The sequence below is a fragment of the Paradesulfitobacterium ferrireducens genome (assembly GCF_017310645.1).
Taxonomy (GTDB): domain Bacteria; phylum Bacillota; class Desulfitobacteriia; order Desulfitobacteriales; family Desulfitobacteriaceae; genus Paradesulfitobacterium; species Paradesulfitobacterium ferrireducens.
The window spans coordinates 47,312-58,632 of record NZ_JAFLRH010000025.1 but is presented as its reverse complement, the minus strand read 5'-3'; the positions used below and the strand labels follow the sequence as shown (position 1 = coordinate 58,632).

9 protein-coding genes are annotated in these 11,321 nt (G+C 51.8%); all 9 read left to right on the top strand.

Translation table 11 applies throughout. The features are described 5' to 3' along the window. The first annotated feature begins 313 nt into the window (after positions 1-313). The 9 genes from J0X21_RS10145 to J0X21_RS10100 all read left to right on the top strand — a co-directional run bounded on the left by J0X21_RS10145 (position 314) and on the right by J0X21_RS10100 (position 11,298). The gene (locus J0X21_RS10145) at positions 314-1,195 is read left to right on the top strand and encodes a branched-chain amino acid ABC transporter permease (RefSeq protein WP_206812091.1); all 882 of its coding nucleotides are present in this window, start codon (positions 314-316) and stop codon (positions 1,193-1,195) included. Between the two features lie 13 nt (positions 1,196-1,208). Then, positions 1,209-2,165, top strand: a complete 957-nt coding sequence (locus tag J0X21_RS10140; protein ID WP_206812090.1) for a branched-chain amino acid ABC transporter permease — start codon at positions 1,209-1,211, stop codon at positions 2,163-2,165. Then, positions 2,152-2,889, top strand: coding sequence for an ABC transporter ATP-binding protein (locus tag J0X21_RS10135; RefSeq protein ID WP_206812089.1), 738 nt, complete (start codon positions 2,152-2,154; stop codon positions 2,887-2,889). The genes J0X21_RS10140 and J0X21_RS10135 overlap by 14 nt, the downstream gene beginning before the upstream one ends. Further along, a complete protein-coding gene (locus J0X21_RS10130; protein WP_206812088.1) occupies positions 2,889-3,587 on the top strand; it encodes an ABC transporter ATP-binding protein in 699 nt (232 codons plus the stop codon). The genes J0X21_RS10135 and J0X21_RS10130 overlap by 1 nt, the downstream gene beginning before the upstream one ends. Positions 3,588-3,676: 89 nt before the next feature. After that, positions 3,677-5,065 carry an FAD-binding oxidoreductase gene (locus J0X21_RS10125; protein ID WP_206812087.1) on the top strand — a complete coding sequence of 463 codons (1,389 nt, stop codon included), beginning with the start codon at positions 3,677-3,679 and terminating at the stop codon, positions 5,063-5,065. A 4-nt stretch (positions 5,066-5,069) separates the two neighbouring features. Then, positions 5,070-6,512: a (Fe-S)-binding protein gene (locus J0X21_RS15730; protein ID WP_236006200.1), complete on the top strand. Its 1,443-nt coding sequence runs from the start codon at positions 5,070-5,072 to the stop codon at positions 6,510-6,512. Positions 6,513-6,824: 312 nt separating this feature from the next. After that, on the top strand, positions 6,825-8,108 hold the full coding sequence (gene larAH10, locus J0X21_RS10110) for an NPN-dependent 2-hydroxyacid racemase, LarAH10 family (RefSeq protein ID WP_206812086.1): 1,284 nt from the start codon (positions 6,825-6,827) through the stop codon (positions 8,106-8,108). Positions 8,109-8,197: 89 nt separating this feature from the next. Then, positions 8,198-8,869 (top strand): helix-hairpin-helix domain-containing protein, encoded by a 672-nt coding sequence (locus J0X21_RS10105; RefSeq protein WP_206812085.1) that lies wholly within the window; start codon positions 8,198-8,200, stop codon positions 8,867-8,869. Beyond that, entirely contained in the window at positions 8,866-11,298 is a 2,433-nt protein-coding gene (locus J0X21_RS10100; RefSeq protein WP_206812084.1) for a DNA internalization-related competence protein ComEC/Rec2, read from the top strand. Before J0X21_RS10105 ends, J0X21_RS10100 begins: the two co-directional genes overlap by 4 nt. The last annotated feature ends 23 nt before the right edge of the window (positions 11,299-11,321 follow it).

The following is an 11,321-nucleotide window of genomic DNA, read 5'->3' as shown; positions in this document are numbered from 1 at the left end:
AGGGGCAATTACTTAGCGAACCGTAGAGCAGAGGAGCGTCGAGAGCGCAGTTGATTCAGCGTTAAGCAGCGTCACGGTTCACTTCAGGTATTACCCTAAGGTTTGGCGCTGTAGCTGAATCAACAAGCGAACAGCTCCGGCGCGTGGTGAGCGGGTAATGCACCTTGGCTATTTTCATCCATCAGTGGTGCCGCATAGCGGCATGGGAGTCTGACTCCTGAATTCTGAGTACTGATTGAGTACTGACTCCTGAATTCTTTGAAGGTGGGCGGTTTCGGCCGCCCCTTGCATCTTTGGGGATGGGGGGATGAGGATGGATGCCTCTGCCTTGGTCAGTCAATTGGTACTGGGGTTAAGCCGGGGTATGCTGTATTTTATTGTAGCGGCTGGTCTGACTTTAGTTTTTGGTGTGCTTCGGATTATAAATTTTGCGCACGGTTCTTTCTACATGTTGGGAGCTTTTTTGGCTTTTACCGTGGCTGATATGCTAGGCAAGCAGAGTCCTGCAGGATTTTGGCTGGCCTTGCTTGTAGCCCCTTTAATCGTGGCGGCGTTCAGCCTCATCATAGAGCGCGGATTGCTGCGTTTTGTCTATGGCAAAGAACACTTGATCCAAATGTTGCTTACTTATTCCCTGGTGCTGATTCTCGGAGACTTGGTGAAAATCCTTTGGGGTACAGAGTTTAAGTCAGTGTCAGTACCTGCTGCTTTTATTGGTAATTTGTCTGTGGCCGGAATTGTGATTCCGGTGTATTACGTTTTTATGCTGGTTGTCGGGCCGCTGGTTGCTTTGGGTTTATGGATGTTCCTTACCCGGACGGTGACGGGAAAAATATGCCGGGCTACGGCTACAGACCGTCAGATGGTAGATGTCCTGGGTATCAACAGTACCAGGGTATTTGGAACCGTTTTTGCTTTAGGAGGCTGGCTTGCCGGTCTCGGCGGAGCGCTGATGGCCCCGATGGTTAACATCGGTTTAGGTATGGATGCCAGCATGGTAGTTTATGCCTTTCTGGTGGTAGTCGTAGGGGGACTGGGCAACATATGGGGAACCCTGATCAGCGCCTTGATTTTGGGGGTGGCAGAAGCTCTTGGCGTCTTGTTCTTGCCTAATTTTGCCATTGTCGTTCCTTATGTAGTCATTGGTTTTCTCTTAATTATTAGGCCGTCAGGCCTGCTTAAATCCGTGTGGTAAGGGAGGGGAGCCCATGAAGTTTCGCAGCATTATTCCATTCATCGTGCTGGCCGTACTGCTTGCACTGCCGCCGGTGTTGCCCCGCTATTACTTGTACCTGCTCGCAAGTATCTTTGTAACAGCCCTGCTTGCCACCAGCCTCAATTTTATCCTGGGTTTCGGCGGGCTCTTACAGTTGCACCATGCAGTATTTTTTGGTGTGGGTGCTTACACATTTTCCATTCTTTTATATAAAACCTCGGTCCCGTTCGTTGTGGCTCTAATGGCTGCTCCAGTCGCTGCAGCCGTAATTGCTGTGCTGATTGGCTGGTTTTGTGTACGCTTGCGCGGTCTTTATTTCGGTATGCTTACTTTGGCTCTCGGTCAGTTGGTCTGGGCCATAATCTACCGCTGGTCTGCTCTCACCGGGGGAGATGACGGCTTGCACGGCATACCTTTGCCTGAAAGTTTAAGCTCACTCAAGGCTGCTTATTATTTAACCTTGGCTGTTTTAACAGTGTGTATGGCAATTCTTTATTTAATCCTGAAATCTCCCTTCGGCCTAACTTTGATGGCCATACGGGATAACCCCGTGCGCAGTGAAAGCGTGGGGATTAATATCCGGCGCCACCGTTTGGCCGCCTTTGTCATTTCGGGGCTTTTTGCCGGGATTGCCGGGGTGCTCTTTGTGATCGTGGAAAAATCGGTATCCCCGTCCATTCTTTCCTGGGGCGAGTCTGCCGAAATCATGATCATGTGCCTGTTAGGAGGATTGACCGCTTTTTACGGCCCGGCTTTGGGAGCGGGGATCATTGTGTTTTTATCCATGAAAGTCGGTACTTACACGGAATATTGGATGTTGGTACTGGGGATAACCCTTTTAATTCTGGTCTTGGTCTTGCCCCAGGGCATTTTAGGCTTTGTGCAAGACAAATTATTCAAAGGGCGCGCCGTCAGCAAGGAAGGGTGGGGAGCAAATGCTTCAGGTTAAACAAGTTGCCAAGGCTTTTTCAGGTTTTCAGGCCATTGCCAGGGCTAATCTCACGGTAACCAAAGGACAGGTGACGGCTGTGATCGGTCCGAACGGAGCGGGCAAGAGCACCCTGTTTAACCTGATTACCGGCCACCTGCGCCCGGACAAAGGCCAGATCCTGTTTAAGGGGGAAGAGATCGGCGGGCTTCCGCCCCATGCGATCTGCCGCAAAGGAGTGGCCAGATCCTTTCAATTGATCAACATTTTTCCCCAGCTAAATACCTTTGAAAACGTGCAGGTTGCTGTCTTGGCCCGCTACCGTCAAAGCAATAAATTATTCACCCCGGCACGCAAATTAGTGGTCGAAGAGACGAACGAGGTTTTAAACAAGTTGGATCTCTACCCGTATCGTGAACGTTTGTGCAACGCCCTATCCTATGGGGATCAAAAAGTGTTGGAGCTGGCCATTGCTTTGGGAAACCAGCCGGAAATTCTGCTTTTGGATGAACCAACCGCAGGGATGTCGCCTGAGGAAACACGCACAATTGTGAAACTCATTAAGAATTTAGTCCAAAATGAAGGATTGACAATTTTGCTTACGGAGCATGACATGGATTTAGTCTTTGACGTGGCCGAACGCTTGATGGTTTTGCATCAAGGGCAGACAATTGCCGAAGGACCACCAGATGAGGTGCGACGGGATAAGGCGGTACAAAATGCTTATTTAGGGGAGACAGGCTGATGTTGGAAGTGAAGGATATCCACACGTACTACGGGCTAAGCCATGTTCTGTTCGGCGTATCCATCCGCCTGAAGCAAGGGGAAGCCGTTTGCCTGTTGGGACGCAACGGCGTGGGCAAGACCACGACCCTAAAGAGCATTGTAGGGTTGACCCCGCCTCAAAGCGGGCAGATTCTCTATCGGGGGCAGGACATCTCAAAGATGCCCACCCGCAAGATGGTGGCCCAAGGGATACGGTTTGTTCCTGATGATCGCCGCATCTTTGCCGATTTAACAGTAAGGGAGAACCTGGAAGTAGCCCAGGCCGGCGTGCCTGCGCGGGGCAGCTGGACCTTGGAGCGGGTGTATGAATTGTTTCCGGTGCTAAAGAAATACGGAAACCGGCGCGGCGGGAACTTAAGCGGGGGCGAGCAGCAGATGCTCAGCATTGCCCGCGCGCTCTTGGGAGATCCCCGACTTCTCATTCTGGATGAGCCGACCGAAGGACTGGCTCCTTTGATTGTTAAGGAATTAGAGGAGCAGATCCTAAAGCTGAAAGCATCCGGGATTTCTATTCTGCTGGCAGAGCAAAACCTCAAATCAGCGCTTACTTTAGCCGACCGCTGTTACATCCTGGAGAAGGGACGGGTGCAATTCACGGGTACGGTTGAGGAATTGCAGGAGAATGAAGAAGTACGCCGCAAATATTTGTCGGTCTAAGGGCCGCCACTTGGCGGTGCCATGCAAGAAATCCAGCCCGGGTTCACCCTGACTGGATTTTTCCTGCATATCAGGGAGGCGAAATTCTTTTGAAACAAGAGATAATTCAACGGCTCACAGAAATCGTTGGTCAGGACAATGTGTATACTTCATTGGAGGATTTATATTGTTATTCGTATGATGCCTCGTTTGTAAAGTCAAATAAGAAAGATTTAGCAGGAATTGCAGTCTATCCGGGTAATGCCGAAGAAACAGCCAAGATTCTGAAACTGGCCAATGAGGAGAAAATCCCGGTCATTCCGAGGGGGGCGGGCACAAATGTCAGCGGAGGAACGATTTCAGTAGGGGATTCCATTATCCTTGTGCTAAAGAGGATGAACAAAATCCTGGAACTCGACCGCAAAAATTTGATTGCCGTAGTAGAGCCGGGAGTGGTTACAGGTTACCTGCAGAGCGAAGTTGAGCGCTTGGGACTGTTCTATCCCCCTGATCCGGCGAGCTTGGCCGTGTCAACTATTGGCGGCAATGTCGCGGAATGCGCCGGGGGGCCGCGCGGGGTGAAATACGGAGTCACCCGGGACTATGTGCTTGGCTTGGAAGTCGTGCTTGCGAGCGGGGAAGTGATAAACACCGGTGGCAAGACCATCAAGAATGTAACCGGCTATGATATGACCAAGCTTTTCACCGGGTCAGAGGGGACGTTGGGGGTAATCACCAAAATTATACTTAAACTAATCCCAAAGCCCGAAGCGAAAAATACGATGCTGGCGGTTTTTTCTGAGCTTGAGCAGGCGAGCGAGGCGGTATCCGAAATCATTGCCAAGGGAGTCGTGCCTGCCACTTTAGAACTATTGGACAATATTTATATCAGGAACATCGAGGAATATGCCAAGGTTGGGCTGCCCACAGATGCTGAGGCCGTTCTCTTAATTGAGGTCGATGGGGATAGACAAATCCTCGCCAAACAAATTGACAAGATCGAAGAGATTTGCAAGCAAAGCGGTGCGATCCAAATTCGCATTGCCCAAACCCCGGCGGAAGCGGAGGAGTTGTGGCGGGCACGGCGCTCTGCCTTTCCCGCCGTCTCCAGAGTCCGGCCTACGATTATTGGAGAGGATGTGACCGTTCCACGCAGCAATATTCCGGCAATGGTCAAGCAGATTCGCGCCATAGCGGCCAAATATAAGGTGATAATTGCGGTTCTGGGCCATGCCGGGGACGGCAACCTGCACGCCACGATCCTCACGGATGAAACAGACCGGGAGGAATGGTCGCGGGTGGAAAAGGCAATTGATGAACTGTTTATTGCGGCGGTAAAACTTGATGGAACTTTAAGCGGCGAACACGGAATCGGCCGGGTAAAATCTAAGTTCATTACCTTGCAGACCGGAGAAGCCGGACTGGAAATACAACGCCGGATTAAGCAAGTGCTGGATCCAAACAACATTTTGAATCCCGGCGTCATGTTCGGGAAGTGATGCTATGAAACAAACACTTGCGTCTTGGGAAAAAGAAGTTATCCGCTGCATTCGCTGCGGCGCCTGTCAAAGTGTGTGCCCGGTTTTTAAGGAGCTGCAGGCTGAAGCATCAGTAGCCCGGGGCAGGGTCATGCTGATCCGGGCTGTGATTAATAAGGACTCGGACTTAACCGATGGTTTTCGCGAGAAGATGTCATTGTGCCTGATGTGCAAGGCCTGTGTGGCCAACTGTCCCAGCGGGGTCAAAGTGGATAAAGTGGTGGAAGCTGCGCGCGCGGAAATCGTGCGCAAGCAAGGACTGCCCTTCCTTAAAAGGTTGATTTTCCGGTTCGTTCTTAAAAACCGGTGGGTCTTCAATTTCGCAATGCGGATGGGAAGCGCTTTCCAAGGGCTGGTATTCCGCAAGGGCCCGCACGGGCAGGGAATGTTGCCGCGAATGCCCTTGGGGCTTGACCGGAGGAGGCTTCTGGCGCCACTTGCTCCCCAATCATTCCGATCTCAGTATCCTGAGGTCGTGAAAGTCGAAGATGCTAAAAAGAGAGTCGCCTTTTTTACAGGATGCATGATCAACTATATTTATACGGATACAGGGAGGGCTGTTGTCAATGTGCTTAAGCGCAACGGGATAGAGGTTGTGATCCCTGCGCTCCAAAACTGCTGCGGCGCTCCTGTCCGCATCAACGGGGATTACGAGTCTGCCCGGGACATGGCCAGAGCCAATATTAATGTATTTTTAAGAGAACAAGTTGATACGGTGGTCGTAGCCTGTGGAACTTGTGGTCTGACCCTTAAGGAAGAGTATGCCGAATTGCTCGCTGATGACCCGGTTTACGCTGAGAAAGCCAAAAAGCTCGGGGCCAAGGTCCAAGATATCACTGAAGTGCTGGTCTCCCTGGACGGGTTCCGGGATAAGATTCAAGATGAGTTTCAGGATAAGCTGCTGGATGGGACTCAAGGTAAGGGCTTGCCGTTCAACACTGAACTAAGCCGCCCTAAGTCCCCCGCCTCTATAGGCGGCGGGCGCCAAAGGGCGGTTAAGTCCAGTATGGACTCGACTAACATTCAGAGGGGGTTGAATCCCCCTCTGAATGAAGTCTCGTTCAAAGTTACTTACCATGATCCCTGCCACCTTGTCCGCGGGCTCAAGGTGAAAGAGCAGCCCCGGCAAATCATCCGGAGCATCCCGGGCGTCGAATTCGTAGAAATGGCTAAGCCGGATACCTGTTGTGGAAGCGGGGGCTCATTCAGCCTCTACCACTATAACATTTCCGCCAAAATTAACGACCATAAGATTGAGGATATTAAGCAAACCGGCGCCGAGGTTTTAGTGACCGGGTGCTCCGCCTGCCGCATGCATATTGCGGACGGCTTGAGCCGTCAGCATGCCGGGGTAAAGGTTATGCATACGGTTCAGCTTTTGGAGATGGCTTATGAGGTCGACCGGTAAGTATTCAGGTATTCAGGATTCAGGAGCCAGAATTCAGAATATATAGAGCTTTTCAAACTCTTAAATTTCGATAGTTTATATCGGCGGATCCTTATCCTGACTCCTGTCTTCTGCTCCGTTCGGCCATAAGCAGTTGTCAATGGCTTGGCCTCACGGCGTAAGTCATCCTCGGGCGGTAAGCCTTCTTTAGGGGCTCGCCCTCGGCGATGACATTCACCGGATGTCATCGTCACCGGAGACTTACGTTCCTGACTACTTGACTTGAGTAGTTACCCTAGTATTAGAACTACGCTTTGGGAGGCGATGGAAAATATGACTGTTGTTGAACTTCCTTACGGTAAGGATAAATTAGCATTCGAGCTTGCGCCCTCACAGAGGGTTATGGAGATTAAAGCCAAGGCCAGTCAGGGGATTGCCGATGTGGGGCAGGCTCTCCGGCGGGCCTTGGAGCATCCCATAGGAACGGCTCCGTTGGCGGAAGTGGTACAACCGGGGGAAAAAGTGGTTATCATCGTGAGTGATATTACCCGGCTTTGGGTGCAGACGGATATGATATTGCCTGTCTTGCTCGATGTCTTAAACAGTGCCGGCGTGCCGGATCAAGATATGACCATTATGATTGCGGGTGGGGATCATAGACCTCACACGAGGGAAGAAATGATTGCAATCGGTGGAGAAGGGGTTTTGCAGAGAGTCCGGATCATCGATCATGATTGTAAGGCTGAGGATTTGGTTGATTTAGGCTTCTCATCCCAGGGAACCAGAATTAAAGTCAACCGCCGGGTCTGGGAAGCGGATAGAGTGATTCTTACCGGGGGGATTACTCATCACCTGCTGGCAGGATTTGGTGGTGGACGCAAATCGATTGCCCCCGGAGTTTGCGGCTACGAGACCATCCAGCAAAACCACCGGCTGGCGTTTAAAGACGGAGGACTCTCCGGAATTAATCCAAATGTTAAGGCCGGAAATATGAAAGAGAATCCGGTTGCCGCCGACATGATGGAGATCGCGCGCACAGTCGGGGCGGATTTCATGATCAATGTCGTGGTCAATGAGAAGAAGGAGTTTGTGTATATCGCCGCGGGAGAGCTGGAACAGGCCCATTTGGGGGGATGTCAGGCCGCAGCGGAAATTTTTGAAATAGAGATTCAAGAACAGGCCGATCTGGTGATCGTCTCAAGCGGCGGCTATCCCAAAGATATTCAGCTTTACCAAGCCATGAAAGCTCTGGATAATGCGGCCGGCGCGGTTAGGGAGGGTGGAGTGATTATCCTGATAAGTGAATGCTCGGATGGAATCGGCTCCAGGCCTTTTCAGGAGTTTTTTAAGCATGGCAATCTGGAGGAGATGAATGCCAAGCTTCATGCGGATTTTACGATGCCGGGGTTTGTGAGCTTAAGGACAGCGAGTATTTGCCGAAGATCTCCGGTCATTCTAATCAGTTCTGTCGCGGATAAGGATGTGAAAGCAATGAAGATGATTCCGGCCCATTCCCCTGAGGAAGCAATGGCGCTAGCCGCTAAAATTCTCGGGTCCGAACCGGAATTTGTTTACGTCATGCCGCATGGGGGGAGTACGGTGCCTATTTTGACATAATCATCCTTTTTTCGCGGAAGGAAAAGGAAAGATAAGAGCGAATTGAAAAGGATGGTGCAAAAACAGATTCTTTCCTGGGGGCGGGGCGAATGGAACGCAGATTTCGCATGGTCTGGTGGACTGCTTTGGTGATACTGGTTTTCTGGGCAGCCTGGAAGATGTTTATCATACCTGGTTCGGGGTCGGGTTCCGCTTCTAAGCCGGGACTTGTGGCCTCAGAGGAGCGTCAGCTGGTTGTGTATGTCACCGGGGCGGTTGCAAAGCCGGGGCTGGTGCGTTTACCTTTGGATGCCCGCCTGGATGATGCCTTGAAAGAAGCCGAGCCTTTGCCGGAAGCGAATCTTGAGCAGATCAATCCGGCCCAGCGCCTCAAAGACGGGCAGAAGATCAGCGTTCCGTATAAGGCGGGTTCAGCTCAAGGAGTGCCCGGCACCTTGGGAACTTCAGATATGGCAGGAGCTACAGGAGCGGCGGGAATCAACGGATCTGCCGGAACCGCAGGTGCTTCAGGGAGTGCCGCAAGCGCGGGAAATGTCCCAATACCTGCAGATTCTGCTTCATCCACCTTAATCAATATTAACACGGCCGGACCGTCGGAGCTGGATAAGCTTCCGGGGATCGGGCCGGCATTGGCTGAACGCATTATTCAATACCGGGACGAGCACGGTCCGTTTATGCAGCCCGAAGATCTGATGGATGTTTCGGGGATCGGCCCCAAGACCTTTGAAAAGATGAGTTCCATGGTGACAGTCGGCCCATGAGAGATTTATGGTCTAAGAGATATCTCAGTGTGATCCTGGGCGGGGCGGGAGCGGTCTTTCTGCCGCCGGCGGCCAGGATTTGGGTGTTGGGGCTGATCATTCTTCTCCTGCTAAGATTGTGGCTGTGGCGGCCGCAGGATTTTAGCGGGCGCTTGCACAAGCCGGAAATTTTATTGCTTGCTGCAGGGGTTGTGGCCGGATTTGTTTACGGCCTGACCTCTGATCTTCATCTGCCCAGGCCTTTAAGTCTGGATCGAGTGTCCCTCACCGTTGCTCTCGAAGATTGGCGGCAAGGGAAGGATTATCTTACCGGAATCGTAAGAGTCGTTCAAGTCGAAGGAGATTTAGAGATTAGCTCTGCCGGCATTGAAGGCCGTAAATATGTCTTAAAGGTGTATCCAGGCGCAGATGGAAATTATCCGGAAGGTTGGAAGCGCGTTCAGCCCGGAGACGAACTTTTCTTGAGCGCACGTCTGGAGCAGCCCCAGCCGTCGGGGGTTAAGGGCGGGTTTGACCGCCAGCTTTATTATGCCGTGCGTGGCTTAAGCGGGAGCATTACAGCCAAAGGCGATGTTCAATTCGCAGCAACTGGAAATCCACCCGCTGCTTGGCGCTTGCGCCGGCAGGTCAAACAGGTGTTATCCAACTGGGAAACTCAAGACAGTGCCGTTTTGGAAGGAATTCTGTTCGGAGATTCCGGAGGGATTGAAGCTGAGGTTCAGGAACGCTACCGCAAAACCGGGGTACTGCACATCTTCGCTGCTTCCGGATCAAATGTGGCCTTTGTCCTGGTCTTGGTGTGGGGAATCACCCGGTTTTTTCCCTTAGCCTTGAGAATCGGACTTAGTGCCTCCACCCTTGTTTTCTATGCGGTACTCTGTGGGGGCAGCCTTCCGGTCGTAAGGGCCAGCGTTCTTGGCATCGCTGCACTTTTCGGTTATTTCGGCAAAGGCAGGGTACTAAGCTCGCGTTTTCTTTACCTGGCTGCCGGAATACTTTTTGTACATAATCCGCTGGTTTTGAAAGATGTGGGTTTTCAGTTGTCTTTTGCGGCGGCCTGGGGCATCATTGTCCTCAGCCCCCGGCTGGCGGGACTGAAAGCGTTCCTCAAAATGCCGTCAATTATTCGAACGGCTGCCGCGAGTACTTTAGCCGCTCAGATTGCTACTCTGCCAATTCTAATGACGGTTTTTCACCGGCTATCCCTTGTGGGCTTGTTCGCCAACTTAGGAGTGCTGTTTGCGGTCGGGGCCGTGTTTGAACTAGGAATAATCGGGGTAATGTTCTCATTTAGCCCTGTGCTTGCTGCTCCCTTTTTTCAGGCAAGTTTCTGGCTCTTGCATGGAGTTGACCGTTTTTTGGCCTGGCTGGCAGCTTGGCCGTGGGCTGAAGTTCTGGTATTGCGGCCATCCATTCTTTTCTGGCTTCTCTGGTATGGAGGGATAGGAATTTGGCTGTGGGGGCATAAGAGAGCTGTTTTCATCTTTCGGGTCCAGCTTAAGCGTTTATATTGGCTAGCTGCGAAATCAAAGTGGGGAGCCTTGGTCTTGCACTGGAAGCGGGTTCCTGGGAAGTGGAGGCTGCGCTGGGCAGTAATCATTGCGGGCGCGCTTTTGCTTTCGAGCCCGTGGGTTCGGCAGCACGGGCTGGAGGTCACTTTCCTTGATGTGGGGCAAGGGGACGCCATTATTATCCGCACCCCGGAGGATCATACCTTTCTGATTGACAGCGGTCCGCAAACGGAGCGCTTCGACAGCGGGGAGAGAATCATTGTTCCTTACCTGCTCAATGAAGGGATAGGCAAGCTGGATGCCCTGATGATTACGCACGAGCATGAGGATCATATCGGAGGAGCCAAAGCTGTGCTTAACAGTATTCCGGTAGGCTGGATCGGGGTGCCGGATGTTGGAGAACGATTAGAAAGCCGGGACTGGCAGGAAAATCTATTAAGTTTTGCTCAGGAAGGGAAGGAAGTGTATAGGCTGCAGTCGGGGGACAAGATTGAGCTTGACTCCGGCGCTTTCTTAGAAGTGCTGGCTCCTGCAGAGACACTCGCCAACACCCGCTCGGATCCCAATAATAATTCCCTGGTGCTTAAGCTTAATTATCAAGGAGAGAGTGTCCTTCTCACCGGGGATATGGAAACAGAAGAAATGAAGGAGATTGCCGAGACGGGTCAGAGTTTTGACAGCACCTTCTTCAAGCAGCCTCATCATGGCAGCAAATATTCGCTGGATGAGAGTTGGCTAGAGCAAGTGCATCCTCAGGCGGTGATTATTTCTGTAGGGAAAAATTCCTTCGGCCATCCCGCCCCCGAGGTCCTGCGCTATTGGCAGGAACGCCAGGTGCCGGTATATCGCACGGATGAAGACGGGAGTATTACTTTACATTTAGATGATAAGGGGGCTGAGGTTTCTTCCGTTCGGTAAAAGCTGAGTGATGATTGCATGGA

Excerpts from the sequence above, each read along its gene's own strand:
- J0X21_RS10105 (WP_206812085.1), top strand. The coding sequence starts at position 8,198 with ATGGAACGCAGATTTCGCATGGTCTGGTGGACTGCTTTGGTGATACTG.
- J0X21_RS10140 (WP_206812090.1), top strand. The coding sequence starts at position 1,209 with ATGAAGTTTCGCAGCATTATTCCATTCATCGTGCTGGCCGTACTGCTT.
- larAH10 (WP_206812086.1), top strand. The coding sequence starts at position 6,825 with ATGACTGTTGTTGAACTTCCTTACGGTAAGGATAAATTAGCATTCGAG.
- J0X21_RS10100 (WP_206812084.1), top strand. The coding sequence starts at position 8,866 with ATGAGAGATTTATGGTCTAAGAGATATCTCAGTGTGATCCTGGGCGGG.
- J0X21_RS10130 (WP_206812088.1), top strand. The coding sequence starts at position 2,889 with ATGTTGGAAGTGAAGGATATCCACACGTACTACGGGCTAAGCCATGTT.
- J0X21_RS15730 (WP_236006200.1), top strand. The coding sequence starts at position 5,070 with ATGAAACAAACACTTGCGTCTTGGGAAAAAGAAGTTATCCGCTGCATT.
- J0X21_RS10135 (WP_206812089.1), top strand. The coding sequence starts at position 2,152 with ATGCTTCAGGTTAAACAAGTTGCCAAGGCTTTTTCAGGTTTTCAGGCC.
- J0X21_RS10145 (WP_206812091.1), top strand. The coding sequence starts at position 314 with ATGGATGCCTCTGCCTTGGTCAGTCAATTGGTACTGGGGTTAAGCCGG.